General features: G+C 39.8%; 1 pseudogene. It reads right to left on the bottom strand.

The features are described 5' to 3' along the window. Positions 1 to 118 precede the first annotated feature (118 nt). Positions 119 to 1,021, bottom strand: a pseudogene (petA, locus tag F6K13_RS34615) (cytochrome f); the annotation flags it as partial. Positions 1,022 to 1,036: the final 15 nt, after the last annotated feature.

A 1,036-nucleotide genomic window follows, 5' to 3' on the forward strand; every position in this document is an offset into this window, starting at 1 on the left:
TGGGTAAAAGTGATTCATTAATGGATAAAGGAGCAAAGCATTAGAAATGAAGTCTATCCCTCACTCCTAATGCTTTACTCCCTATTAGTAAATTATTAAGCGAAATAACTCAGTCTACCTAAAAATTCATTTCAGCAGCTTGAACTTTCTCAACTTGTTTCTTCTTCAGAACTAACATAATCTGAGCTAGCATGACCAGAGCAAAAAATGCCATCAACCATTTAACTCGATTTGCATCTTGCAGCACAATTTCAATATCTGTTTGACCAAAACCACCGACATTAGGGTCATTTGTAATAACTTGACCCGCTTCAACAGTATCTCCTACAGCAACTAAAAGTTCTGGGCCTGGAGGCACTGTATCCACAACAGTCTCACCGTCAGTAGTTACAATAGTAATGTTATTACCTACATATTCTTCAAAAGTAATATCAGTAATCTTACCACTAGCAGAGATGTTGTAAACAGTATTATTGCTCTTATTACCAGCAGGATAAACCTGACCACGACCTCGGTTTCCGCCTACATGAATAGCATACTTACCAAAGTGGATAGATTTATCAGTGGCAGGATCTGGAGATAAAACCGGGAAAACAATCTCTTGATATTCTTCTCCAGGCATTGGCCCAACTAAAATAACGTTTTCTTGGTCTTCAGCGTAGGGTTGGAAGTAGAGACCAGAAATTTCTTCTTCCCATTCTTCAGGTATTCTGTCTTCAGGTGCAATTTTGAAGCCTTCAGGCAACATCAATACAGCACCTACATTTAAGCCACCTTTACTACCATCACCCAAGACTTGTTGAACCTCAGTATCATAAGGAACATTTACAACAGCCTTAAATACTGTATCTGGTAGTACAGACTGAGGTACTTCTATTTCAGTAGGTTTAGCACCAAGGTGACAGTTAGCACAAAGAATTCTGCCTGTAGCTTCTCTAGGAGTTGCTGGAGCAGTTTCCTGTGCCCAGAATGGATAGGCATTTGCAGCCTGGGGATGGACTATATCATTGGTTAGGAATAGAAGTACCTCAGTCTA

It is taken from the genome of Okeania sp. SIO2B9 (assembly GCF_010672505.1).
GTDB classification, from domain to species: domain Bacteria; phylum Cyanobacteriota; class Cyanobacteriia; order Cyanobacteriales; family Microcoleaceae; genus Okeania; species Okeania hirsuta.